We start from the raw sequence: 26,416 nt of genomic DNA, 5'->3' as shown, positions 1-26,416 counted from the left end.
TTGTTTTCAAAACACTAATATATTAATCTATATTTAAAGCAGAGAACAATCCTTTTCTATACAGCAAATCACATAAAGGCTCTTCTCCCCATTTAATTTCATTTTCAGTATATAAAACAAAAATATCCTTATCTGTTTCGTAATCTTCATCGATGTTTTTTACCTCCAATGAGTTCATCATAGAATTAAAGATTATAATTTTAATTCCATTAGAAATCAATTGTTGAGGAGCTTTCAAATTACCTCTAAATATTTCTTTCGTTACATTACTTGCCTCTCTCGAACACATTGCTATAAAACTGTTGCTTTCTACATCTAAAAAGTTTACTTTATTAGCTAAATCATATTCAATGCTATGCTTTATTTTAGTATATGCTTCTTCAAATTCTCTCAATACGTATATGTTTTTTATGCCATTTGGAGTAAATTCATAATATCCAATGGGTTTAAAATAAAAGCCATAGTTATCTCTCATCAAAAGTTCTAAATTTATAGTTCCTGCATCAGATAAAAATAGTCTAAAACTCATATTTTGAGCGTCAATTGCAACTCTTTTACTTTTTGTTTGATACTGTTGATTAACTTTTAATATAGTTTCTTTATCAAACAACACGCTTACCATTTCTTTTAAAATTTCCATAGATTTATTCATTAAAATAGTTAATACTTACATTTCTGTCATACATATTCAATGTTACATTATTGAGCGTACCATTGACAAAATTGAGTTCTACTCCATAGTCGGAAAAAGGCACTCCAAAAAGGTCGTAGCCGAAACCTCGTAAAATAATTTTATTTTCTGTTTGAGATATCATCTTCATTGGTTTTTCTGCCATCTGAACGTAATCCCAAAAGTTGGACATACTTCCGTCTAAAAGATGCATTGAAACTTTGTAAACTTCATCATTTACTTTCTCAAATAAAAAACCTCGGTTGGCTCCATAATTATTTTTACCTGTCCAAACCCCGTTTTCAAATCTTTTGTGGTTGTTTGAAGCGAACGATACTGGTACTTGTGTTTTCATTATATAAAAATTTAAAATTATCCCTATTCTATTAGCTTTTCGGTTTCCTCCTTTATATTGTTATCTTGTAATGAGAATTTACAATTACTAAAAGATTTTACAATAATCCCCCGTAATAGTTTAGTAACAAGTTGTTTATGAATAATTAAAACTCTGTGTTACTCTGTTCCAAAAGCAACATTACTACCACAAGCGTGGAACAAACAGCTTTATTCGTGAAGAAAATTTAGCACACGGCAAAGGAAACATAAAAAATGTTCCCTTTACCTTTTGTAGGCTAACCTATTCTGTTTCGTGTATTGAAATTGACCAGATTTCTAACAGCAGAATAAAGCTAACGCTCTTACAATCGATTGAAAATAAAAAGCGTGGGAAACATTTTATCTGCTGTTAGTTGGCTCTGGTCTTGCCTCACGAATACAGAAAAATATTAGCCCACGCAATATCACGCAGGCATCAACTTTTCATTCCGTATTCGTTTTTAGAGAATTGACCAGATTCCTAACAACAGAACAAAAGCTAATGCTTTTTTATTTCAAATTTTATGGTGCTAAATTAAAAATATTTTTTATAAAAGAAAAATTTAGATTTTGTTTCTTGAAATTTCCGCTATATCTTATTTTATCTTACGAAAATCTGTTTTTGTGTTTTCAAGTAATAAAAGCTTTATTTTTAGCTCTTTTATACTTTCACAAACTAAAAAATCACTACCACAACGAAACAAAAAAATATTGGTAAGTGAAAGATTTAAAATGTAAATAATTCTAAAAAAACTTCCAATCTTGATGCAACAAAATCAGAAGTTTTTTAATTGCTATGCAAAAATGGTTTGTCCGTTCATTACAAACGGATTCAGCATTGGCATAGTCTGAGATTCAGTAGGCTTTGGAGCCTCTTTTATGTAAGAATATCTGTGATGTAAAACCATTACCTCTCCCGTATCTTTGTTTACATATTGATAAGGTTCACATTCTACCTTTTCAATAGAGCCTTCCATCTCAGTGCCTATCAGTGCCATACAAGTAGGCTCATCAAAAGAACAAGGAATAAAAGTTCTTTTTAAAGAAGCATAAAAGTTGTTAGAGGTTTGAGATTGAATGATTTCAACACCTGCTGAAATTTCTAATACGAAGAATTCCTTTCCTTCTTCGGTTTGCCTTTTTTTGTAGTTGATAATTTTTACCATTTTTTAAACGTTTTTGAGTTATTAAATATTTGAAAACAAGATGTTATGAAAGTGTTTTATTTACAGCTATCACCTTGAAATACAACACCAAACTATAAAATCAATGCTTATATTTTTTTATCTTTACCAAAAATTAGTGCAGTTCTGGTATAAATATGTTCTTTAAACAACCAACCATAGCTCATAAAATCAATTGATTGCGACCATTTAAAGGATTGAAAATTCCTCCACGAAAAAATAACCACAGAACAAAGTAGGGGGGAGCTTTTGTCTTCCAAAACAAGTGGGGTGGGCTTACAAAGTTGGGATGGACTTACGTTTATTGAGCAAAAATTAAATTTTATAGGAATTTTTATAATTTTGTGTCTTAAGAGAGGAAATTTGTTCACAATATGGAAAATACCCAAAATATAATCCTTTATACCACCCCTAATGGAGATGTGAGATTAGATGTTTTGCTTCAGAATGAAACTTTATGGCTTACACAAAAAGCTATTGCAGAACTTTTTGGAGTGCAAAGACCCGCTATTACCAAACATTTGAATAACATCTTCGAAAGTGGAGAACTAGAGGAAAATTCAGTTAGTTCCATTTTGGAACATACTGCAAATGACAGAAAAAAGTACAATACCAAATTTTATAACCTAGATGCCATAATATCTGTAGGTTATAGGGTTAATTCATCAAAAGCTACACAATTTAGGATATGGGCAACCAACACTTTGAAAGAATATATTGTTAAAGGCTTTGTTTTAGATGATAAAAGATTAAAACAAGGACAAAAGGTTTTCGGCAAAGATTACTTTAGAGAGCTTTTACAAAGAATTCGTTCCATAAGAGCCAGTGAAAGAAGGATTTATCAACAAGTTACGGATATTTTTGCAGAATGTAGTATTGATTACGACTCCAATTCCGAAATCACGAAGAATTTTTATGCAATGGTTCAGAATAAATTTCACTACGCCATTACAGGGAAAACAGCCCCAGAGATTATATATTCTCAGGCAGATAAGACCAAAGAGAATATGGGGTTAAGTACTTGGAAAAATGCTCCTGATGGTAGGATTTTAAAACAAGATGTAGTTATTGCTAAAAATTATCTTCAAGAAAAAGAAATTCAGCAATTAGAAAGAACTGTTACAGGTTATTTTGATTATATTGAAGGACTTATAGAAAGGAAAAACACATTTACGATGGAGCAATTAGCCGAGAGTGTAAATAGGTTTTTGAGCTTTAATGAATATAAAATTTTGGAAGGAAAGGGTAAAATTTCCAAAGTTCAAGCCGACAGAAAAGCTATTGCAGAATATGAGGAGTTTAACAAAACCCAAAAAATAATCTCTGATTTTGATAAAGAAATTAAAAAATTGAAAGAATGACTTTTTTGTCAAATAATAATCAATAAATGCCTATTCATTCTTACAAATGAAATAAAAAATCCCCCTACCTTACTTGGCAGGGGAATTTAACTAACTCAAAAACCAATGGTACTTATCACCATTGAGTGCCGATTGCAACGTTTTTGAAAATTCAAAAGCATTGAGTGTTCTGTCTAAAAAAGTGTCGATATAACTACTTTTATTCGCCTGAGTAAAAAGATTATACACCTTCCATAAACTAATGGAGCCATCTTCATTTCTGCAAAAATTATCATCTTCATAATAATCTTTAGCTATAGTATTGATGTGACTATCATTAAAGTTTAATGATGGAATGTCTTGCTTTTCAGTCTTCGGCAAATGTTGATATAATCTTGTCCTTCCTATGAGTTGAGCAAACTGATGTTCCGTAAGATGATAATTTTCAAATTCTTGCATTGCTTCTAAATGCTGAACTGCATTGTAATTGTAGAGGGTTTCAATAACCCTTTGTTGTAAATCCTGAGCGTTAGAAACCCGTAAATCTTCCAAAAAATCCATCTGTAGAAACACACATGTTACAGCACACTTTATTCTGAAAACCAATAAAAAATTTGAACTTTTCTAAAGATTTCCTGCTGTAAAGATTTTCCAAATTATAACTTCTTACCCCACCTATCGTCAAAGTGAGTTCATTACCACCTATCATCTCTTTAATTGCAGAAATTTTAACGATAAAAGCCATTCTTTCATAATAAATGGTCTTTTCGTGGTCTAGTAGCTCTTTAACACTTTTATGAATAGCTTCTGGAGTTCTGCCTTTAATCTGATGAGAAACCCGAATTTCAGGATTTGAAATAGCGTGATGTGGAAAAACTTTACTCACAGCATTTTGAACCACTTCTATAAATTCCTGATGAGCAATAGTTTTCTCGTTATCCTTTGAAAAAACAGGAATAATACAATCATTTTTAAGATGTGATAACGTAACTTCTTGCGTGTTTGCTACAATAAAAGGTATTTTTTCTTTGTGTCTTACTTCTTTTTCCTCTAGAGAAAGTTTTGTGTTATTAATTTTATCCGAATTTTCTAGGGTACGATTCATTTCACTAGGGAATGTAATAATTTTTTTATCTTTTTGATTATCCGTAACTTTCCTAAGTTCCATTGATTTATTCTCTATTATGGTTGCAAAGTTTGAGCCAAAAGCTTCTTGCAAAGATGCAGGTCTAATGTAATTGTCCATTTTGAGTAAAATTTTGAGGGTGAGTGAATTGAATTAATAATGATTTTCTAGCTTCAAAATCTGGTTTTAAATCTTGCTGAAATTGAGGGTATTGTTTGTACAAGGCAGATAATTCAGCCAATGAATTACAATCTTGAATGGATTGATATACGATGTGCTGTAAGTCTTCTTGGGAATTTCCACTATGACACCAATCCAGAATTTTCTTACCTGTGCCTTCAGCAATTTTAAATTCGGTCGTTCCTATAAATAAACCTGTTCTGTCTTTGGAAGCTACTGCAAAATGTTTGCTATCTATATCAAAAACTAGGGTAAATTCATAGTCCAAACCATCTCTTTGAACTGCTTTTAATCCTACTTTTTCAGGAATAAATTTGCCGTCCTTTTGGTTAAGCACGTAATCTTGCTTGGTTCGCATTGTAGCAATAATATGAGCTTTGGATTGCAGGATTTTGTCCACGAACATTTTTTCCAAAGGTTTGATTTTTGCCCAATTAGTAAAGGAATTTCCAGCTAATGAACTGTGATAATCCAACAAATAATCCCAACAATGGGAAATAGAATCAATGATGATTACTTGCATAGTAGCTTTTTCACAAACTTCAATGGCTTCCACATATTTTTGTGGTGTGAAAGGTGGCGTAAGGGAAAGTACATTATAGCTTCCCAGATGAGCATATAAGTCTGCACTGCCATTTTCAGTATCAATAATGGCTACTTTGGAGAAATCTCCTTGAGCCAATCCTTTGGCTATAAGTAAACTTGAAAAAGTTTTACCTGAACCTGCACTTCCTTGAAGAGCCATTTTAATCTTGGCTTGTCTTCTTTCTGAGGGACGTAATTGCATAATCTTGAAATTTAAAATTGTTAATAATTCATTACTTTTTTGATAAATTTTTATTGTTATTGTAGTAAATTTTTATTTTTGAATACATACAAAAAATCCCTACTGATTATAGTAGGGATTTTTATTAAAACTGCTATAAATCCAACAATTTGCGATTTTCAATATCTAGGGCTTCTGTGTCAAACTCTTTTAAGTAAGTCATTGTAACTTGCACATCGGAATGCCCCATTAATTCTGAAATCTTATCTGTACTTGTTCCCATTTGCTTGAGTAAAGTAGCAAAAGAATGCCTTGCAACATAAGTGGTTAGCACTTTATCTATTCCTGCTATTTTGGCAATTTCTTTTAGCTTTCGGTTGCATCTGGCTAACACCTTATGCCTTCTATTATCTATTTGAATAGCGGTTAAATCTTCTTGTAATAAAATAGGGAACACATAGCTTGTAGGACGATTTTGTACTTTGTAGTAATTCAAAATTTCTTGTACTTTTTCGGTTACTTCGATATTAAATTATCCTTTGGTTTTTGACCTCGTATAATAAATCCTACCGTCTTTGATATTTTCCCATTTGAGTTTCATCATATCCACAAAGTTCATTCCTCTGGTGTAAACAGAAAACATAAAATAATTGTGTGCTTCCCACAAATCGGGGCGTTTTGATAAATCAACTTCTTTAATTTTCTTGAAATCTTCAAGCGTTAAAGCCCGTTTATTCTTTTTAGTTTTCAATCTGGAAATTTTATATTCCTCAAAAGGATATAATTCACGAGGGATTAGTTTTCGGCGAATCGCTGTATTAAATAAGGCTCTTAATTCCCTCATTCTAAAAGCTATACCACTATCTTTATTTCCTCTAGAACGCATAAAAACTTCAAATTTTTCAAGGAACTCAGGTGTAATTTGCTCAAATAAAATATTTTTGCCCGCAAATTTGATAAGTGTACTTTTGGCTTCTTTATAAACTTTGGCATTGCCTAACCTATCAGAAAGCTCCAACTCAGTTATAATTTCATCAAAAAATGAAATTGCATTGATTTTCTTGGGTTTATTTTCTATTCCTCTGAATTTTGCTTCAAATTCCTCCAAAGAAAAGTCATAATCTGACAGCTGAAATTCTCTTACAATAACTAAGGCTTTGCTTTTAAAATTTAAAATAAGCTCATTATCAACTTTATAATCTCTATGCTTTTTGGAAAGTTGTTCGTTTTCAAAATGCTCAGATTTACATCTGATTCCTAAACTAATTTCCTTCTTTTTTCGGTTTTTGACAATTCTCAAATAAATACCATATTTACCATCAGATACTGGTTTACTGCCAATTACTATTTTTATATTTACATTTGTATTCATTTTTAATACTTTTGATTTGATAAAAAAACTGCCTTTAATTAGGTAATCAAGGCAGCGATATTTTTGTAAGTTTTGCAAGTTTTGCAGTTCTGCAATCAGTTTTTTAAATATCTACCCTTAGATATTCTTTTCACTATTTTTTTTCTTGACCATTGTTTGAGTTTGTCATCCAAAGTTCTTTCAGCAACACCTAAGCTCTTTCCTGCTTCAATAACTTGAAACCTCATAAAATCAGTGGGTAATTTGTCCAAAATTTCCTCGTCTTGCTGATTCAAATAGTGTATATCTTCCATACTTTTGAAAATATAAAGTGTATGCATCAAAGAATTATCTACAACACATAATGCATTTTTAAAATCTACTTCTGAACATTCTAGTATCGTTTCTTCTGCAATATGGTCTATATTCCTTAGAACGCTGAAAATCATAATCAGTTTAAGCATTATAATAGCATTTCTGAATACATTGGAGTTAAACTCTTCATAACCTTGATTCTTACACCATTCTGTTATTCTATCAAAATAATTGATAAATTCTTCTTGTTGCTGTTTTGTAAGGGCAATTTCTATAGGCTTTTCAAGTTTTTCTAATTTTTTGTATAACTCATAAATCTTATCTCCCTCTTTCTTAAAGATTTCATCAATATTTTTTTTCTCTCTGCTGAAAACATCTTTTTTGAAAGAGGCTAATTCTTCAAAATTATATACAATAAATCTGGAATACAGTCCATTTTCTTTGGATTGAATAATTGGAGCCAATTGTTTGGGAGTTCCTGACATCACAATAGCCAATTTTGGTTCTTTAACCTCGTTGTATGTGCCCCCATCGCCCAACCTATTTTCGGAGATAGGCTCATTATGAAATGCTTTTCGCATTACATCAGAGTAGTTACTCCAGTCATTTTTAAGCATATTTCCCATAGTATCAGCTTCTGTTTCAAAAATTAACAATCCTTCCTTAGAAGATTTGAAATTTTTATAAATTGCAGCAGTAGAGCTATTTGCAGGCAATATTTTAAGTTCAATAATGGGGCATTGAAGAGGTTTTTCTCCTTTATCAGCTAAATACCTACTCCGTTTTTTGGTACTTTCATCTATCTTTTCGTTATGTATTTTTTCTATCAACAGTCTTGACTTTGCCATCACTCCTTTTCCTGAAGCTGGAGGAGCAATTATTAATATATACAAATGGCTGTATATTAATCTTCCATCGTAATGAGTGAAAATATTAGGCAAACAATTACTTAATACGCCAATGCTTGATAATAATACAATATCACGTTCTCTCCCTTTGTAGGGTTGAATTACATTTCTTAGAACTTCAGGTAGATTTGCATACATTTTCTCTGCAAGAAAAGGTTTTAAATTTTTCATTTCATCTACTTTTTTAATCTTATCTTGTTCCATCATTATTCATTTTTAAAGTTAAAAAATTCATTTTATCGCTTTTGCTTTTATGTTCGTTAGAAAGCATCCAATTATCTAAATCCGTTCTCTTGAAATAAATTTTGCCATTATTCGGTTTGGTAAAGGTAATTTCTCGATTAGATGTTAATTTGTACAAACTGGATTCACTTATGTCTAAGTAAACCAAAGCTTCTCTAAAACTCAAAATTTGTTTCGTTGTAATAAGAAACGTTTGTGCATCCATTTTTTCAAATTCTTTTTTTTTCATGTCAAAAAACTTATTAAAAGAACTCCGAGCTCGTTAAATTTGAGTCCTTCAATTTTTATGATGCAAAGATGAAAACAGAAGAAATACAGAAAAAGCTCCATTTTTGTAGAAATAAAGCTTTTTTTGTAGATAAAATGTATTTTTTAAATGATTTTGTAGATAAGATGCAGAAGATGTAATTTTACCCTTTTCAAGATGAATATTTTTTAATTATTTCAGACAAAAAATCAGGCGGATAAAAGCGTGTTTTTGAACCAAATTGACTTCGGATGGAAGATATTTCGTTTCCTTTAAAGCAAACAAATACTTTTTTCAAAAAATCAATGAAACAATCTTTGATTTTTTTGCTGTCATATAGTTCTTTATGCAATACCCAGTATGAGAATGAAATAATGCCGTTTTTCAATTTAGGTTCAAGTTGTTTTTGTATTTCAGGTACCGATTGATTTTCAACAAGAAAAATTGTATATTTAAGCAGTAATAAAAAATCATCTTTACTCAGTATTTGTTCTCCCAGCTCATTTTTTCCTTCCATATAATCAAAAATAGAAAGAATTAAGTCTTTGTGCGAACTATTTGTCCCTTCTAAATAAGGTTCTTCTTTATTTATAAGGCTTTCCCATAAAAAAGGAGACATATCAGGTAGCAGCAGTCTATCATTGATAAAACCAATAATTTCTTTAAGAAAAAACAAACAAGATGGGTTTAATGTGAATTTTTCCCCTTTTTTTATAATTACCTTAATTGTATTGAAAATAACATTTAAATAAACTTTATTCTGGGATTCTGTACCTTTCAAATAATTTTGATAAATCAATTCTTTAGATTTATATAATTCTCCTTGTAAAATACTACTCCAGAAGGACACTATTTTTTGTTTATTTATAATTTCCAAAGGATTCGCATTTTCATCAAAAATCATTTCAGATAATTCTACAAAAGGAGGATTGATTTTTGCTGTTGGAAAATATTCTGATATAAATAATAATATGTTGCTCTCGTTGTAGGTTGCTACTTCTTCAAAAAAGGCTATTGGTTTTTGGCTGGTGCTTTGAATCATAATGTGTGTAGTTTAGAGTTTCCAAAGTTACAAAAAATGTTTCAGCTATGTTTCAGTCTATAAATAAAAAAAGCACCTACATTTCTGTAAGTGCTTGATTTTCTTTGCTCCCCCTCTTGGGCTCGAACCAAGGACCCTCTGATTAACAGTCAGATGCTCTAACCAACTGAGCTAAGGAGGAAACTACTAACCTTTAAAACTCTATATTATGAAAAATTTTGCTCCCCCTCTTGGGCTCGAACCAAGGACCCTCTGATTAACAGTCAGATGCTCTAACCAACTGAGCTAAGGAGGAAACTACTATCTTTTTAAAGATTTATATTTTATAAAATTTTGCACCTTTTTGATGAATTATCAAATACTCCTCTGATTTATCCCATATCTACGGAACTCTAACCAACTAAGCTAAGGTGAAATGTTATTTCCTTTATTGCGATGCAAAGATAGTTACATTTTTTTATCTTACAAAACTATTTCGCATTTTTTTTCATATTTTTTTACTTTCCAAAAATAGCTTTGAAAATATCATTACCATTTGCAAACAGTAATAAACCTATAAGTATAAAGAAACCAACGGTTTGTGCGTACTCCATGAACTTATCACTCGGTTTGCGACCTGTAACGATTTCGTACAACAAAAACATTACATGTCCACCATCTAAGGCTGGAATTGGCAATAAATTCATTACTCCCAACATGATTGACAAAATAGCAGTAATACCCCAAAACATTTCCCAACTCCAAGTTTGAGGAAAAATATCATAGATAGCCTTGAATCCTCCTACTCCTTTGTAGGCTCCTGTTTCTGGATTCGCGATTTTTTTCAATTGTTTTCCATAGCCAAATAATTGATCTTTTCCTTTCTTTATTCCAACAGAGAAAGATTGTAATAAACTGTATTGCTCTTTTTTCAACTCAAACAATCCCATCTTTTCTAAATCTTCATTAGAAAGCATGCCCAATCCTACTCCTATTTTTCCTTCGTCATTCAATCGTAACTTTACTTCTTGAACCTGATCGTCTCTTTTGATTTTGGCATCTACTTCTTGTCCAGCAAAAGGTTTTAATATGGAATCTGCTTCATCAAAAAACTTTATAGATTGACCATTTACCTCCAAAATTAAATCTTTTGGTTGCAAGACTTCTTTATTTGCCGATTCTTCAGAAACCATTCCTACCACAAATGGCGAACGAACAGAAATCATCATTCCACCTTTGTTTTCAATTTGCTTTCCAATGAAATCTTTTGGTAGATTCAAGGTAATGTTTTCATTGTTTCTTTTTACTTCAACAGTTTCTGCTGTCAATATTTTTGCTTGAGCTTCGTTGAATTTTTCCAATTTTTGCCCATCAATAGAAACAATTTTGTCTCCATTTTGCATTCCTGCGTTTTTCAAATCGTCAGAAACCACCCATACACCGTCTTTCACACTTTCGTTTGAAACATATTTTTCGCCATAATACCATGCCATACCTATATATATAATGAATGCCAATACAAAATTGACAATCACCCCACCCAACATAATAATCAATCGTTGCCAAGCAGGTTTGCTACGAAATTCCCAAGGTTGTGGTTCTTTTTTCATTTGCTCGGTATCCATACTTTCATCAATCATACCAGCAATTTTCACATAACCACCCAATGGCAACCAACCGATTCCATAAACAGTTTCGCCTATTTTCTTTTTAAACAACGAAAATTTTACATCAAAAAACAAATAAAATTTTTCAACGCGTGTTTTAAACAATTTTGCTGGGATAAAATGTCCCAATTCGTGCAAAATGATTAACAATGACAAACTCAATAAAAACTGAGATAATTTGATTACTATATCCATATTTACTTTTTTTCAATCTGCAAATATACTATTTTCTATTCCTTTGACGATTTTTTAATTTTTAAAATTCAACTTCAATCAAATATTTGTAATTTGCAACTCTTTTTAAAAAAACACACAAACTTTGGCACACGAACGCATCATTTTAGGTATAGACCCTGGTACAACCATTATGGGGTTTGGATTGATAAAAGTGGAACGCAATTCCATGATTTTTTTGCAGTTAAACGAACTAAACCTTTCGAAATTGGAAGACCATTACCTAAAATTACAACGCATTTTTGAACGCACCATCGAACTCATCGATACTTATCACCCAGACGAAATCGCTATCGAAGCTCCGTTTTTTGGAAAAAATGTACAGTCGATGCTCAAATTGGGAAGAGCCCAGGGAGTGGCAATGGCAGCGGGGCTTTCGCGTCAGATTCCCATTACCGAATACGAACCCAAGAAAATAAAAATGGCAATTACTGGCAATGGTAACGCATCTAAAGAACAGGTAGCCAAAATGCTGCAACAACTCTTAGGCTTGAAATCTCTGCCCAAAAACCTCGACAGTACGGATGGTTTGGCGGTGGCTGTGTGTCATTTTTTCAATTTGGGTAAGACTGTGGTAGGAAAATCTTATAGCGGCTGGGAAGCGTTTGTCAATCAAAACAAAGACCGTATTTCTAAATAATGGCTGGTATCTATATTCACATTCCGTTTTGCAAGCAGGCTTGTAATTACTGCGATTTTCACTTTTCTACTTCCCTAAAAAAGAAAGGCGAACTGCTCGATGCTCTTGCTAAAGAATTGATTTTGAGAAAAAATGAAATCTGTGAAGTTGTGGAAACCATCTACTTTGGCGGTGGTACGCCAAGTGTACTTTCTACGGAAGAAATCGATCGATTGTTGCAGGTCGTATATTCGCATTATAATGTAATCGCTAATCCTGAAATTACTCTCGAGGCAAATCCCGACGATTTGTCAACGGAAAAAATCATCGAACTTTCCAAAACCAAAATCAATCGTTTGAGTATCGGTATTCAATCGTTTAATGACAAGGATTTGCAATTGATGCACCGAGCCCACAATGCGGAGGAAGCCTATCAATGTTTGAAAATCGCTACACAGTATTTCGACAATATTTCGGTGGATTTGATTTATGGGATTCCCAACCTCAGCACCAAACGCTGGTTGCAACATGTGCAGTCACTCATCGACTTGGGAATTCCTCATATCTCGAGTTATGCCCTTACGGTAGAGAAAAAAACAACCTTGCACAATCTCATCAAAAAAGGGAAAATTGCTCCGCTAAACGACGAAGAAGCTCACGAACATTTCTTGGCATTGGTCGAAATTTTGAACAAAAATAATTACATTCATTACGAAATGTCCAATTTTGCCAAAGAGGGTTATTATTCTCGCAACAATTCTGCCTATTGGTTGGGGAAAAAATATATAGGAATTGGCCCCTCGGCTCACAGTTTTGACAGAAAAAATCGTTCGTGGAATATTGCCAACAATACGCTTTACATCAAGGCATTGGAAAACGATGAATTACCTTCCGAAAAAGAACAGCTTTCCCTTGCCGACCGCTACAACGAATACATTATGACGGGATTGCGTACACATTGGGGTGTGGATTTACAAAAAATACGCAGTGATTACGGAGAAGATTTTTATAAATATTTGCTAAAAAACAGTCAGAAATATTTACACAAAGAACAATTGATTATAGAAAACAATCAACTAAAAACCACTCTGAAAGGAAAGTTTTTCTCCGATGGGATTTCGGCAGATTTGTTTTGGGTGTAGGGTAGTTTGCTGAAATAGCTAACCTCAATCGCAAATGATTGGGCTTTGATTTTATATCTAAATACAATTACTTCCCTTTTTTCAACTCTAAAACGGTTATTTCGGGCATGATACCTACACGACCTGAATAAGCGTGAAAACCAAAGCCACGATTGACATACAAATATTGTCGTTTGTGCTGATACAAACCGCCCCATTGTGGATAAAACCACTGGGATGGCGACCACTCCCAACCCAAGAGTTTGATGCCAAATTGCAATCCGTGGGTGTGTCCTGAAAGCGTAAGTTGATAGTCTTGTACATGTCCTACGATTTCTGCATACCAATGAGATGGGTCGTGAGTAAGTACAATTTTGAATGCGTCTTTGGAAATACTATCCGTCGCTTTTTTCAAATCGCCTACTTGCTTGAAGTTTTTACCCCAGTTTTCAACTCCTAACAAATGAATGGTATCTTGCTGATTGACAATCGGAATATTTTCGTTGAGCAATAATTGAAATCCACTTTTTTGAATGTTTTCCTTGATTTTTCTAAAGTTTTTCTCCTTTTCAAAATCAGAAGACCAATTTACATATTCACCATAATCGTGATTGCCCAAAATGGCATATTTTCCATATCGTGGAGTTTTTATTTGTTGTAAAAATGGAATCCAAGGTTGGGCTTCTTCGGCTTTATTGTTTACAAAATCTCCTGTAAATACCAATAAATCAAAATCTTGCTGATTGATTTTTTCTATACCTTTGCGTATTGCCTCTTCATTGTCCCAGCTTCCTGTGTGAAAGTCTGACAGTTGTAGTATTTTTAATCCATCAAAAGATTGAGGAAGATTTGCAAATTCTATCGATTGATTTCGTACCTGATAGTTGTATTTTCCAATAAAAATTCCGTACAAAATGCAAACAGCAGTAATAGCAGAAAGTGTCAAAACCGTGCGGAGTAAAAAGACATTTCGCTTGTTGGACACATCTCTTTTGAGGAAATATTTAGTCGTAATCCATTTGGATAATCGGAAGATGTCTTCGAGAAATAATACAAGGCTAAAAAGTATTTTTGGCAAGGTAAAAAACAATAAAAATGCCAATATTTGCATACTTTGAGCAGTTTGCCCTTTTTCGGTTTTTACCTGATTGAAATAGTAAAATATTCCACCAAAAATGATGAGTAGTACAAAAATATAGGCAACGACCACCCAATTTTTCTTGGTGATTTTTTTCAATAAATGTATTGTGTATATTTCACCTAAAAAGGTCAATACCAAAATGCCAATAAACAGGAGTTTTATCATGAAAAATGTTTTGCCAAAATTATACTTTTTTTTGTGATGAAGTGTAAAAGTTTCTTTAAAAGTAATGATAGACAATTTTGCAAAGTACAATTAGCAGGAAAAAATCTAAGATTATACGAAGGTTGATAGTAATTTAGCCAAAAATAAGGAAATTTATCCTTACATTTACCTTTTCAATAATCACTGACAAAACTTTTTTCAAATGAATCAAAAAATTGTTTTATTTTTCCTCTGCTTTTTTTCCTTATTTTCTGCCATAGCTCAGGAAAAAATCGTTGGAAAAATCGTTTCTAAATCTCGTGATTTGGAAGGAATTATCATACATAACACCACTACGGGAGTCTATACAGAAAGTGAAAAAAGAGGCTATTTCAACATCGAAGCAAAAGAAGGAGATGTACTCAATTTCAGTGCAGTACACATGACAGGGGTGCAATATGTAGTAAAAAAAGAGGATTTAAAAAAATCTTTGATTTTTATTACTATGCAACGCAGTGTAAATATCCTTGACGAAATCTATATCGACCGAACTATCAATTCAGAATCTTTGGGCTTTGGAAAACCCAACGACTATACCGCAACTCAACGAGCGTTGATGAGAGCAACCACTTCTGGTGGAGGGATTATTCCTGTAGATGCTTTGGTAAACTACATTACAGGTAGAAGCAAAATGCTAAATCAAGCGGTGGAAATCGAAAGAGAATATCTAAAAGTGGAAAATTTAATCAATCAATTTGATCAAAACTATTTTACAGAATATCTAAAAATTCAGCCTGAATATGTTATGGCATTTGGCTATTATATCATCAATGATTCATATTTGGTTTCTATTGCAAAACGAAATACCAATTTCATAGAAGAAAGAGACTTTTTGATGAGTAAAAAAGCGGTAGAATTCAATCAGATATTGCAAGAATATCAAGAATCATTGAAAAAATAATTTTGGAAGTTCTACCTTTGTAAGATAAAAAATATTCAAAACATGTTAGGAATCGATTTTAGCGAAATATTATTAATTCTTGTAACGGTACTATTGATTTTTGGGCCAAAAAAATCCCTGAATTTACTCGTAGTGTAGCCAAAATCATTGCACAAGTAAAAAATGCGACCAACGATATCAAAAACGAAATCAACAAAACGGTTGATACCGAAGCTTTGACTAAAGAAATCAAAGAAAGTACTGAAAACATCAAAAAACAAATGGGGTATGACGATTTGAAAAAGTCGTTGGATACTGATACTTTCAATCCCATTGCAAATGTACAAAACGAAATCAAACAAACCCAAGAGGATTTGGAAAATATGACAGGTCCTATCAAACGCTTGAGATAATCTATGAATCAATTGATAGAACTTGACCATCAATTACTGGTGTTTCTAAACAATTTAGGAACGCCTTTTTTCGACCCTATTTTTATGTTTATCACTCATCAAATCAATTGGTTGCCTATCTTCCTTTTGATAGCTTATTTGTTGATAAAAAACATCGGTTGGAAACAATTTGGTATATTGGTCTTGGTATTGACTCTGTTTTTTGTCTTTACCGATCAAATGACCAATTTGGTAAAAAATAACACACAACGACTACGCCCTGTAAACAATCCCAATTTGATAGACCAATTGCGTATATTGCGTGGTTCGCATAGTTATAGCTTTTTTTCTGGACATGCTTCCAATAGTTTAGGGTCTATTTTTATCATTTATCAAATATTAAAACGCTATTACAAATACGCAGCATTGCTGTTTTTATTTCCATTGATTTTTGCCTATACGCGTATTTATTTGGCATTGCACTTTCCTACCGATATCCTTGTAGGTTATGCCTTTGGATTGTGTTCAGGGTATTTGTTTTATTGGATTTATAAGAAGATAATATTAAGTATTAAGTATTAAGTATTAAGTATTAAGTATTAAGTATTAAGTATTAAGTATTAAGTATTAAGTATTAAGTATTAAGATAGTAATTATTTGTAAATGCTTATTGATTTATAGTTTAATATTTTTCAATTTTATAAAATAAATATTCAATTGTAATAAAATGAGCAAATACTTGTCCCGTTTAATACGTGATACGTGATACGTGATACGTGATACATTATACAATTTTAAAATTCTCAAATCATCACATTCTTGTCTCGTCTACTGCGGGATCCAAATTCCTAAATTCCTATGATACTATCAATAAAAAACCACAGCATCGATACATCAAAACCATTAGATATTTCGTTACCATTGCAGGGAAATACCAACAATCCTATTGCGTGGTATCAAAACGCACCTGAAATCAAACCTGTAATTATGGGCAATTTTGTAGGCAGCGTGGCTTCGGGTACCTCATCGACCAATTTCAATAATGTATTTTTCAATCCGCATGCACACGGCACACATACCGAGTGTTTGGGGCATATTACCAAAGAATTTTATTCGATTAATCAACTGTTGAAAGAGTTTTTTTTCACGACTACATTGGTTTCGGTAACACCTAAAAAGCAAAATGAGGATTTTGTCATCGAAAAACATTGGTTTGAATTTTTAGAAACACAACCAACTGAAGCGGTTGTGATTCGCACTTTGCCAAATACTGAGGAAAAAAAACACAAAAACTACTCAAATACCAATCCGCCGTATTTGTTGGAAGAAACAACTATTTACCTAAGAGAAAAAGGAGTAAAACATCTATTAATCGACTTGCCAAGCGTGGATAAAGAAGTAGATGAAGGAAAATTGGTAGCTCACAAAGCCTTTTGGAATGTAAAGGATACACAACAATTGAACGAAGATGCTCGAATGGACTGTACCATTACCGAGATGATTTTTGTTGAAAATCACATCAAAGATGGTTACTATTTACTCAATTTGCAAATCGCCTCTTTTGAAAATGATGCAAGCCCTAGTAAACCAGTACTTTATGAAGTAATTAGAGAATAAATACAAATCGTATTAGTATATATTGTATAATACCTAAATTAAACAATGAACCTATCTTGACTTTTTGAAAACAAACAAGGAATTATGATTTTTGTGGTGTAAAACATAAAAACCTAAGACCTCGTTTGTAGTACTGGACAAAGATACTATAGTAGAAGAAATTATCCCACATTTACCTAAAAGAAAAAGAGGGTTTAAGCCAAAATCGCCTATTAGTGAGATAATTAACTGTATTTGTATTAATTGAAAACAGGTATTCAATAGGCTCTTTTACCGATGGAACAATTATTTTCAGAGGTAGTTCTGAGCTATAAAACCGTGTTTGAGCCTTACCGAAAAAGGAGGGAACAAGTAAGATATCAAGCTCGTAAAAAAGCAAAAACAACCAACAGTTTGTACCTGTCCGATAGGCAAGGTTTGATGTTGGCAATGTCTCAGCCTATATCTGGCGAACATCACGACTTGTATAATATAGAGACTCATTTTCAATAAACTACATCCGTTTTGAAAAAAGCTGAAATCTCCATAGAGGGTTTATTTGTGAATTTTTATGCAGGTTTTGACAGTGAAAATCTTCGGAAAATAACCGCCTCAGAAGGTATCATAGCCAATATTTGTGAAAACAAAAGAAAAAGTCGAGATGAGTTCTTTATAAAAAATACAAGCTACTAGACAAAAGTAGCCTATATTATATCTTCATCGAAATAAAGATAATGAGTCTATTTTTTCTACAAATCTCATGATGATGAGTGTTGCAATACTCAAAAGTAGAGCAAAGTACTCAGTAGTAAAGCATTTAAATTGTTTTTTTATCCAAAGAAAAGCAAATGCTACAAACAAAACGATAGATAGAGCTATCATAATGAAAACCAGCAGTTGATATACAATATTGAAAAACGCAAGACTTTGTAAAGTTGGTATTTTAGCAATTATCCAAAATGTAAAACAAATCAATTGAATAATATATAGAGCGGTGATTATGTTTTTATCTTTGTTTACCATGTTTTTGGATTATCTAATAATTCTCTGTTCTCATAAATTAATTTATAACTAAAATTTTCTTTTTCTATTTTTCTTTGTTTAGGCTGATAGTTACCTTTTTCTGATATTTCTTTTTCATCATTAGTACATGAATAAATTCCTGTTCCTAATGTAGCAATTCCTAATGCTACAAATACCAAGCTCCTAAATGTTTGTTGCCTTGTTAATACTATATCAAATATTTTGCAATGCTGGCTTATTGCACTATCAAAACGATGATTGAAATTTCCGATTGCGGAAGTATTATATAAAATCAAAATAAACAAGTGTTTTATTTATTTTTTTTAAATAAAATATACAATTATAAGAAAATCTTTTATTTATAAAAAAGAGTAACATCAAAATATATTGTACTTATAAAAAAAGACCTTTGCGATTTTAAATACTTAGATTATTAAAAATATTTGCAAATAAAAAAATGTATTTTTTATATCCTCACAGGAGTTAATTCTAAAAAAAAGACGGTTTAAAAAATTAAACCGTCTTTTTGATTATTAAACTTCTTCAAATCCGATAGTTACACCAAGTTTTTGAGAAATAATATCTTGTAATTTCATTTGCAAATCTGGGATTTTTACAGATTCTAATACTTCGTGTGTAAAGGCATACATCAACAAAGCTTTTGCTTCTTTTTTGGGAATACCTCGTTGTTGCATATAAAACAAAGCTGTTTCGTCTAACTGTCCTATGGTACAACCATGCGAACATTTTACATCATCGGCAAAAATTTCAAGCTGAGGCTTGGTATTTAATGTAGCTTTGTCTGTGAGCAATATGTTGTTGTTTTGCTGAAATGCATCTGTTTTTTGAGCGATTTTATCTACATATATTTTACCATTGAATACACCTGTGGCTCTGTCATCAAAAATTCCTTTGTAGTTTTGGTGCGATTCGCAATTGGGTTGTTCGTGATTTACCAAAGTATAATGATCTACATGCTGCTTTCCACCGATAATAGTAACACCTTTTAATGTAGAATCAATTCTTTCTCCTTTTTGATAGAAATTCAAATTGTTTCTTGTAAGATTTCCTCCAAAAGAAAAAGTATGTACAGATACTCTACTTTCTTGTTTTTGTTCGATATAAGTATTATCTATCAAATTTGCGGTATCGAGATCATTTTGTATTTTGTAGTAATCTACAATAGCTCTTTTGGCTGCAAAAATTTCGGTTACACTGTTTGTAAACATAGATTGTTTCGACAAAGATTGATGTCTTTCAATGATTTGTACATGGGCATTTTCGCCTACAATAATCAAGTTGCGTGGCTGTACAAAATTTGCTGTATCACCTGTAGAAAGATAGATAATTTCGATAGGTTTTTGCACTACTACAGATTTAGGAATATTGATATATGCACCTTCCAAACTATAGGCTGTGTTCAAATTCGTTAAACTATCATTTTCATTGATTGTTTTATTGAAATATGCATCGATTATCATTTTGTACTTAGGTTTGGTCAATGCCGATGACATCAAGCATACATCCAATCCGTCGTGAGTTGTAGAAGATAGATGCGAAGCAAATACTCCATTAATGAATACTACTTTGTAAGTATCTACATCGTTTAGGAAATATTTTTTTACATCTTTCCACTCGATTTCGCTTTGATCTTTTGGTAAAATTGAATAGTCTGTTACCAAAATACTATTGAGCGAAGTATATTTCCAAGCTTCTTCTTTTTTGGTAGGAAATCCTTTTTGTTCAAAGGTTTTCAAAGCTTGATTTCTCACAGTATGTAGGTCTGTGTTTATATCAACTTTTTGTTCGAATGCCAAAAAAGAGGAAACTAATTTTTCTTTTAATTCCATTTGATTTTGTTTGTTTTATTTCAACCAGTCGTATCCTTTTTCTTCTAATTCCAATGCCAATTCTTTTGGACCTGTTTTGATGATTTTACCATCGTGCAATACATGTACAAAATCTGGTACGATGTAGTCTAAAAGTCTTTGGTAGTGTGTAATAACGATGATTGCGTTGTTTTCGCTTCTCAATTTATTTACACCATTGGCTACGATACGCAATGCGTCGATGTCCAATCCTGAGTCTGTTTCGTCTAAAATAGCCAATTTAGGGTTTAACATTGCCATTTGGAAGATTTCGTTTCTCTTTTTCTCTCCTCCAGAAAAACCTTCGTTTAGCGAACGAGAAAGGAATTTTCTATCGATTTCGAGCATTTCAGATTTTTCTTTGATCAATTTCAACATTTCATTTGCTGGCATATCTTCCTGACCGTTTGCTTTTCTAGTTTCGTTGATTGCCGTTTTAATAAAATTGGTTACAGATACTCCTGGGATTTCTACTGGATATTGAAACGACAAGAATACGCCTTTGTGAGCTCTTTCTTCTGGTGCTAAATCGTTTAATTCTTCTCCGTCAAGGATAATTTCTCCTTTGGTTACTTCAAAGTTTTCGTTTCCTGCGATAATGGAAGACAAGGTAGATTTTCCTGCCCCATTTGGTCCCATAATTGCGTGTACCTCACCTGCTTTTACTTCGAGGTTGATACCTTTTAATATTTCTTTTTCTTCTACAGAAGCGTGTAAGTTATTTATTTTTAACATGTTTCTTTTTGTTTATTTTGATTTTTAAATTTTGAATTATTGGAATCATTCATTAGAAATTAAAAAATCAACATTTATAATAATTTCAAGATAACTACAAATTTATCCCACGGAACCTTCTAAACTGATTTCTAATAGTTTTTTGGCTTCTACGGCAAACTCCATTGGCAATTTGTCGAGTACTTCTCTACTAAATCCATTTACAATCAGGGCAATGGCTGTTTCTGTAGGAATTCCTCTTTGGTTGCAATAAAAAATTTGGTCTTCACCGATTTTTGAAGTGGTTGCTTCGTGTTCCAATTTTGCTGATGCGTTTTTCGACTCGATGTATGGAAAAGTGTGAGCTCCACATTCGTTACCCATCAACAATGAATCACATTGAGAGAAATTTCTTGCGTTTTCTGCTCTTGCTCCTATTTGTACCAATCCACGGTAAGAGTTTTGAGATTTTCCAGCTGAAATTCCCTTTGAAATGATGGTTGATTTGGTATTTTTTCCCAAGTGAATCATTTTTGTACCTGTATCGGCTTGTTGAAAATTATTGGTTACTGCGATTGAATAAAATTCTCCAATCGAATTGTCGCCTTTCAATATGCACGAAGGGTATTTCCAAGTTACAGCAGAACCTGTTTCTACTTGTGTCCAAGAGATTTTTGCGTTTTTCTCACAAATTCCTCGTTTGGTTACAAAGTTAAACACCCCTCCTTTTCCTTCTTTGTCTCCTGGAAACCAGTTTTGTACTGTAGAATATTTGATTTCGGCATCGCTAAGAGCAATCAATTCAACCACCGCTGCGTGTAATTGATTTTCGTCACGCATTGGTGCAGTACATCCTTCAAGGTATGATACATAACTTCCCTCGTCTGCAATGAGCAATGTACGCTCAAACTGTCCTGTACCTGCTTGATTGATACGGAAATAAGTAGAAAGTTCCATCGGACATCTCACTCCTTTTGGAATGTAACAAAACGACCCATCTGAAAACACAGCCGAATTCAATGCTGCATAAAAATTGTCGGTACGCGGTACTACGGTTCCAATGTATTTTTTTACCAATTCTGGGTGTTCTTTGATTGCTTCTGAAATCGAACAGAAGATGATTCCTTTTTCTGCTAAAGTTTCTTTGAAAGTTGTGGCTACAGACACAGAATCCATTACAATGTCTATGGCAACTCCAGCCAATCTTTTTTGTTCGTCGAGAGAAATTCCCAATTTGTTGAAAGTTTCCAACAACTCTGGATCTACCTCGTCTAACGATTGGTATTTGTCTTTCTTCTTTGGAGCCGAGTAATAAGAAATCGACTGAAAATCAGGTTTTTCGTAAGTTACATTTGACCATTCTGGTTCAATCATATTTTTCCAAATTCGGAATGCTTCCAAACGCCATTCGGTCATCCATTCAGGCTCTTCTTTTTTCTTAGAAATTGCACGGATAATTTCCTCATTGAGTCCTATAGGAAAAGTTTCAGATTCTATATCCGTATAAAAACCATATTCGTATTCTTTGTTTTTAAGGTCTTCCCTTAAATCGTCTTCGGTATATTTATTCATTGTTATTTATTTATGCTTCGCAAGCTAAAATTAGTGCTTCGCATTTAAAATTTCTAAATTTCTTAATGCCGTAAGTTCTGATGGTATTTATTTACAGCGAAAAACTCTCTCCACATCCGCAAGTTCTAGCAGCGTTGGGATTATTAAACACAAATCCTTTTCCATTGAGACCTCCCGAATAGTCCAGGGTAGTACCTACCAAGTATAAAAAACTCTTCTTGTCTACAACGATTTTTACGCCGTTGTCTTCAAAAAATTTATCATTTTCAGTAGTATTTTTATCAAATTTTAGTTCGTATTCCAATCCCGAACAACCACCACTCTTCACTCCTACGCGAATAAAGTCGGTTGTAGGATCAAAACCATCATCTTCCATAAGCATTTTTGCTCTTTTTGCAGCTGATTCTGATACTTTTATCATAAGTCCTTTTGATTTTAGTTTTTGTGTGCAAAGATACTATATTTTTTTGAACCTAAATTTGTGAAATGGATATTAATAGAAATTTATGATACATCTCTTATTTTCAACATAAAAAACACCTCAAAGGATGATTTTATTCGTTTAGAGACCTTTGCATAATAAAAAAAAAAATGTGCATTTTAAATTATACTTGCTTTTATTTTATTTATCTCATAATGCACAACGCGTTAATACATTATATTTTAATTACTATAATTAACTAATTATTAACTTTTTTTGTTTTGATATTTCTTTTACCCAAAATAATTTCGCGTCGATTTTTTAATATAAATATTTACAAACAATGAAAAAATATTTTACGATTATTTTATCCATATTTAGTTTGTTGAGTTGTACAAATGAAGAACAAGAAGTAAAACCAACTTTTGACAGGGGGGTTGTAGAGGTAGAAGTTGATGGGGAATACAAACATTTTAGTTCAAAAAATTACACATTCCCTTACTTTATCGATGATGTTTTTTCGGGTTGGTCTCACCAATCTAGAATTGAAATAGAACCCGTAAATAAATTTGAACAAATTTCAATTGTTTGTATCCTTGGAGATGATAAAAAAACAATCATTGATTTTGAGGTTAATTATAGAGACCGTTATGTAAGACAAAGTGGGGTTGCTGCATCAGATGTTTTCCTAAAATCTGACCCCGAAAACCCAATAGTTTTCAAAAATATCCATCAAAATGACAATTATGTTTATGGTGAATTTGAAGGAACACTTACACTTGAACCTTTAGAATTTAAATCAAAAACCTTTAAAAATGGTAAGTTTAAAGTACCATTATTTAGAGTAGAACCTGATACAAAATGGTAATTAAAAATCAAAAACATCGCTCTATGGGCGATGTTTTTTTTTGGTTAATCCTGTTGTGTATTTTACAATACTCATTTATTTACAATTGAATATTCCTGCCAAATAAAATATCTTCAAAAGGTAGTTTGACAAATCACACGCTCAATTCTAAAGAATTAAACTTTATTCACTATACATTCTACATTATATAACTATCTTTGCATTTCATTAAAAATAAACATACTCATCTATGACAAATACTGCGTTTATCGCTCAAAAAACGGCTCTTGCCGAAAAAAATATTTCCACTGTATTGCTTTTGCTTTCAGAGGATTGTACCATTCCTTTTATCGCTCGTTATCGCAAAGACCGCACAGGCAATCTCAACGAAGAACAAATCGAGGCTATCGCCAAAGCTCACGAATCTTTTATCACCATCGAAAAGCGTAAAGAATCTATTTTACAATCAATCGAAGAACAGAATGCTCTTACCGAACCACTGAAAGACAAGATTTTACAATCATTTGATTTGGTAGAATTAGAAGACTTGTATTTGCCATACAAAAAGAAAAGAAAAACTAAAGCCGATACAGCTCGTGCCTTGGGATTGGAACCTTTGGCAAAATTAATCATGAGTCAAAGAGTGGAAAATTTGGATTTTACTGCAAAAAAATACCTTTCAAACGAAGTGTCTTCTATCGAAGATGCTCTGCAAGGTGCAAGAGATATTATCGCCGAATGGATCAATGAAAATACTTGGGTGAGAAAGGCTATTCGTCGCAAATTTCAACGCGAAGCTGTGATTGCTACCAAAGTGGTAAAAGGCAAAAACGAAGACGAAAACGCTCAAAAATACAATCAATATTTCGACTGGAGCGAACCGCTCTACAAAATGCCTTCACATAGATTGTTGGCGGTGTTGCGTGCAGAAAACGAAGGTTTTATAAAATTTTCGGCTACCATAGACAAAAAAGATGCTTTGCAAATCATCGAAAAATCTGTGATAAAAAACCCTGATAACGAAGCAGTTATTCACATCGAAAAAGCCATTGCAGATAGTTACAAACGATTGATAGAACCGTCGATTTCCAATGAAGTTTTGCTGGAATACAAAACCAAAGCCGATGTTAATTCTATTGAAGTTTTTTCAAAAAATCTTTCGCAATTGTTGTTGGGAAGCTCCGTTGGGAGAAAAACGAATTTTGGCTATCGACCCAGGTTTTAAGACAGGGTGTAAAGTAGTGTGTATAGACGAAAACGGAAATTTGCTCCACAATGAAACCATTTTTCCACATCCGCCTCAAAAAGAAATTGGATTGGCAAGTAAAAAAATGCGTTCACTAGTAAATGCTCATAAAATAGACGCCATTGCTATCGGAAACGGTACGGCATCGAGAGAAACCGAACAGTTTATCAAAAACACGGCTTTTGACCGAAAAGTACAGGTATTTGTAGTAAACGAAGCCGGAAGCTTCTATTTATTCGGCATCAAAAATCGCCAGAGAAGAGTTTCCAAACTACGATATTACGGTACGTGGTGCTGTGTCTATCGGTCGTCGCTTGCAAGACCCATTGGCCGAGTTAGTAAAAATAGACCCAAAATCAATTGGAGTGGGACAGTATCAACACGATGTTGACCAAAATCTGCTAAAAAAAGAATTGGAATTAGTCGTAGAAAAATGCGTAAATAGAGTAGGGGTAAACCTTAATACAGCGAGCAAAGAATTACTAAAATATGTATCGGGTATTGGCGAAAAAATGGCTGAAAACATCGTAAAATACCGCACAGAAAACGGAGCTTTTACTTCGCGTGATGCGTTGAAAAAAGTTCCAAGATTGGGCGAAAAAGCTTATCAACAATCGGTGGCGTTTTTGAGGATATTGGACAGCGACAATCCGTTGGATAATTCGGCCATACATCCAGAAGTATTTTCTGTGGTAAGTAAAATTGCAAAAGATTTACAAGTGCCTATCAATTCTTTGATAGGTAATGAAACTTTGATTAATCAAATTTCGATAGAAAAATACACAGATGAAAATATAGGGAAATTATACATTACCGATGTACTCAACGAATTGAAAAAACCAGGTATAGACCCTCGAAAAGTAGCCAAAGTTTTGGAATTTGACCCAACTCTAAAAACGATAGATGATGTGGTTATCGGTCGAGTTTACAACGGTATTGTAAATAATATCACCAATTTTGGATGTTTTGTAGATATTGGTATCAAAGAAAATGGCTTGGTGCATATTTCACAAATCAAAGAAGGTTATATCAGTCAAGTTGCCGATCATGTCCAACTGCATCAGCATGTTCAAGTAAAAGTGGTAGCTATAGACAAAGTACAAAAGAAAATACAATTGAGTATGATTTTATAATGTATTTGACAG

Annotated in this window: 25 protein-coding genes, 2 tRNA genes and 3 pseudogenes; 11 read left to right on the top strand and 19 right to left on the bottom strand. The window is 32.7% G+C overall.

Annotated elements, in window-relative coordinates:
- Nucleotides 1-22: 22 nt before the first annotated feature.
- The 3 genes from AB4865_RS02410 to AB4865_RS02400 form a co-directional block, all read right to left on the bottom strand.
- Nucleotides 23-640 (bottom strand): hypothetical protein, encoded by a 618-nt coding sequence (locus AB4865_RS02410; RefSeq protein WP_372474143.1) that lies wholly within the window; start codon nt 638-640, stop codon nt 23-25.
- A 4-nt stretch (nt 641-644) separates the two neighbouring features.
- Entirely contained in the window at nt 645-1,025 is a 381-nt protein-coding gene (locus AB4865_RS02405; protein ID WP_372474142.1) for a hypothetical protein, read from the bottom strand.
- Between the two features lie 814 nt (nt 1,026-1,839).
- Entirely contained in the window at nt 1,840-2,211 is a 372-nt protein-coding gene (locus AB4865_RS02400; RefSeq protein ID WP_212892928.1) for a hypothetical protein, read from the bottom strand.
- Between the two features lie 392 nt (nt 2,212-2,603).
- Between AB4865_RS02400 and AB4865_RS02395 the strand changes: the two genes are divergently transcribed.
- Nucleotides 2,604-3,590, top strand: coding sequence for a virulence RhuM family protein (locus AB4865_RS02395; RefSeq protein ID WP_212892929.1), 987 nt, complete (start codon nt 2,604-2,606; stop codon nt 3,588-3,590).
- A 90-nt stretch (nt 3,591-3,680) separates the two neighbouring features.
- Here AB4865_RS02395 and AB4865_RS02390 read toward each other — a convergent pair.
- From AB4865_RS02390 to rseP, 10 genes and pseudogenes are all read right to left on the bottom strand, one after another.
- A pseudogene (locus tag AB4865_RS02390) lies at nt 3,681-4,815 on the bottom strand (DUF3871 family protein).
- The gene (locus AB4865_RS02385) at nt 4,799-5,662 is read right to left on the bottom strand and encodes an AAA family ATPase (protein ID WP_372474140.1); all 864 of its coding nucleotides are present in this window, start codon (nt 5,660-5,662) and stop codon (nt 4,799-4,801) included. The pseudogene AB4865_RS02390 and the gene AB4865_RS02385 overlap by 17 nt, the downstream one beginning before the upstream one ends.
- A 133-nt stretch (nt 5,663-5,795) precedes the next feature.
- Nucleotides 5,796-6,167 carry a tyrosine-type recombinase/integrase gene (locus tag AB4865_RS02380; RefSeq protein ID WP_372474872.1) on the bottom strand — a complete coding sequence of 124 codons (372 nt, stop codon included), beginning with the start codon at nt 6,165-6,167 and terminating at the stop codon, nt 5,796-5,798.
- 6 nt (nt 6,168-6,173) lie between these two features.
- Nucleotides 6,174-7,013, bottom strand: a complete 840-nt coding sequence (locus tag AB4865_RS02375; protein WP_372474139.1) for a site-specific integrase — start codon at nt 7,011-7,013, stop codon at nt 6,174-6,176.
- 95 nt (nt 7,014-7,108) lie between these two features.
- A complete protein-coding gene (locus AB4865_RS02370; RefSeq protein ID WP_372474138.1) occupies nt 7,109-8,419 on the bottom strand; it encodes a DUF3987 domain-containing protein in 1,311 nt (436 codons plus the stop codon).
- Nucleotides 8,406-8,687 (bottom strand): helix-turn-helix domain-containing protein, encoded by a 282-nt coding sequence (locus AB4865_RS02365; protein ID WP_372474137.1) that lies wholly within the window; start codon nt 8,685-8,687, stop codon nt 8,406-8,408. The genes AB4865_RS02370 and AB4865_RS02365 overlap by 14 nt, the downstream gene beginning before the upstream one ends.
- Nucleotides 8,688-8,877: 190 nt before the next feature.
- Complete coding sequence (locus tag AB4865_RS02360; RefSeq protein ID WP_372474136.1) at nt 8,878-9,747, bottom strand: hypothetical protein; 870 nt, start codon at nt 9,745-9,747, stop codon at nt 8,878-8,880.
- 107 nt (nt 9,748-9,854) lie between these two features.
- Nucleotides 9,855-9,928 (bottom strand) — tRNA-Asn (locus AB4865_RS02355).
- A 40-nt stretch (nt 9,929-9,968) separates the two neighbouring features.
- A tRNA-Asn gene (locus AB4865_RS02350) sits at nt 9,969-10,042 on the bottom strand.
- A gap of 202 nt (nt 10,043-10,244) precedes the next feature.
- Nucleotides 10,245-11,588, bottom strand: a complete 1,344-nt coding sequence (gene rseP / locus AB4865_RS02345) for an RIP metalloprotease RseP (RefSeq protein WP_372474135.1) — start codon at nt 11,586-11,588, stop codon at nt 10,245-10,247.
- A 124-nt stretch (nt 11,589-11,712) separates the two neighbouring features.
- Between rseP and ruvC the strand changes: the two genes are divergently transcribed.
- Both ruvC and hemW read left to right on the top strand, forming a co-directional pair.
- Nucleotides 11,713-12,267 (top strand): crossover junction endodeoxyribonuclease RuvC, encoded by a 555-nt coding sequence (ruvC, locus tag AB4865_RS02340; protein ID WP_372474134.1) that lies wholly within the window; start codon nt 11,713-11,715, stop codon nt 12,265-12,267.
- Nucleotides 12,267-13,388, top strand: a complete 1,122-nt coding sequence (hemW, locus tag AB4865_RS02335; RefSeq protein WP_372474133.1) for a radical SAM family heme chaperone HemW — start codon at nt 12,267-12,269, stop codon at nt 13,386-13,388. The genes ruvC and hemW overlap by 1 nt, the downstream gene beginning before the upstream one ends.
- Before the next feature lie 67 nt (nt 13,389-13,455).
- Here the strand turns inward: hemW and AB4865_RS02330 are convergent, their stop codons facing one another.
- On the bottom strand, nt 13,456-14,673 hold the full coding sequence (locus tag AB4865_RS02330) for a metallophosphoesterase (RefSeq protein WP_372474132.1): 1,218 nt from the start codon (nt 14,671-14,673) through the stop codon (nt 13,456-13,458).
- A gap of 202 nt (nt 14,674-14,875) precedes the next feature.
- On the opposite strand from AB4865_RS02330, the gene AB4865_RS02325 reads away from it, so the two are divergent.
- The 6 genes and pseudogenes from AB4865_RS02325 to AB4865_RS02300 all read left to right on the top strand — a co-directional run.
- Nucleotides 14,876-15,613, top strand: a complete 738-nt coding sequence (locus AB4865_RS02325) for a hypothetical protein (protein ID WP_372474131.1) — start codon at nt 14,876-14,878, stop codon at nt 15,611-15,613.
- 42 nt (nt 15,614-15,655) lie between these two features.
- Nucleotides 15,656-15,751 carry a twin-arginine translocase TatA/TatE family subunit gene (locus tag AB4865_RS02320; protein ID WP_372474130.1) on the top strand — a complete coding sequence of 32 codons (96 nt, stop codon included), beginning with the start codon at nt 15,656-15,658 and terminating at the stop codon, nt 15,749-15,751.
- A 77-nt stretch (nt 15,752-15,828) separates the two neighbouring features.
- The gene (locus AB4865_RS02315) at nt 15,829-16,005 is read left to right on the top strand and encodes a hypothetical protein (protein ID WP_372474129.1); all 177 of its coding nucleotides are present in this window, start codon (nt 15,829-15,831) and stop codon (nt 16,003-16,005) included.
- A gap of 3 nt (nt 16,006-16,008) precedes the next feature.
- Nucleotides 16,009-16,566 (top strand): phosphatase PAP2 family protein, encoded by a 558-nt coding sequence (locus AB4865_RS02310; RefSeq protein ID WP_372474128.1) that lies wholly within the window; start codon nt 16,009-16,011, stop codon nt 16,564-16,566.
- 276 nt (nt 16,567-16,842) lie between these two features.
- Complete coding sequence (locus AB4865_RS02305; RefSeq protein ID WP_372474127.1) at nt 16,843-17,601, top strand: cyclase family protein; 759 nt, start codon at nt 16,843-16,845, stop codon at nt 17,599-17,601.
- Between the two features lie 133 nt (nt 17,602-17,734).
- Nucleotides 17,735-18,240, top strand: a pseudogene (locus AB4865_RS02300) (IS5 family transposase); the annotation flags it as partial.
- Nucleotides 18,241-18,596: 356 nt separating this feature from the next.
- Here the strand turns inward: AB4865_RS02300 and AB4865_RS02295 are convergent.
- The 5 genes from AB4865_RS02295 to AB4865_RS02275 form a co-directional block, all read right to left on the bottom strand.
- Complete coding sequence (locus tag AB4865_RS02295; RefSeq protein ID WP_372474126.1) at nt 18,597-18,899, bottom strand: hypothetical protein; 303 nt, start codon at nt 18,897-18,899, stop codon at nt 18,597-18,599.
- A gap of 237 nt (nt 18,900-19,136) precedes the next feature.
- Complete coding sequence (gene sufD, locus AB4865_RS02290; RefSeq protein WP_372474125.1) at nt 19,137-20,453, bottom strand: Fe-S cluster assembly protein SufD; 1,317 nt, start codon at nt 20,451-20,453, stop codon at nt 19,137-19,139.
- Nucleotides 20,454-20,468: 15 nt separating this feature from the next.
- Nucleotides 20,469-21,206, bottom strand: a complete 738-nt coding sequence (gene sufC, locus AB4865_RS02285; protein WP_372474124.1) for a Fe-S cluster assembly ATPase SufC — start codon at nt 21,204-21,206, stop codon at nt 20,469-20,471.
- A gap of 102 nt (nt 21,207-21,308) precedes the next feature.
- Entirely contained in the window at nt 21,309-22,757 is a 1,449-nt protein-coding gene (sufB, locus tag AB4865_RS02280; protein WP_372474123.1) for a Fe-S cluster assembly protein SufB, read from the bottom strand.
- A 91-nt stretch (nt 22,758-22,848) separates the two neighbouring features.
- Nucleotides 22,849-23,178, bottom strand: a complete 330-nt coding sequence (locus tag AB4865_RS02275; RefSeq protein WP_372474121.1) for a HesB/IscA family protein — start codon at nt 23,176-23,178, stop codon at nt 22,849-22,851.
- Between the two features lie 343 nt (nt 23,179-23,521).
- On the opposite strand from AB4865_RS02275, the gene AB4865_RS02270 reads away from it, so the two are divergent.
- Nucleotides 23,522-24,046, top strand: coding sequence for a hypothetical protein (locus AB4865_RS02270; RefSeq protein ID WP_372474120.1), 525 nt, complete (start codon nt 23,522-23,524; stop codon nt 24,044-24,046).
- 229 nt (nt 24,047-24,275) lie between these two features.
- Nucleotides 24,276-26,404 (top strand): annotated as a pseudogene (locus AB4865_RS02265) (Tex family protein).
- Nucleotides 26,405-26,416 lie beyond the last annotated feature (12 nt).

This window comes from Capnocytophaga sp. ARDL2, from assembly GCF_041530365.1.
Lineage (GTDB): Bacteria > Bacteroidota > Bacteroidia > Flavobacteriales > Flavobacteriaceae > Flavobacterium.
This window is presented reverse-complemented; position numbering and strand designations above follow the sequence as displayed.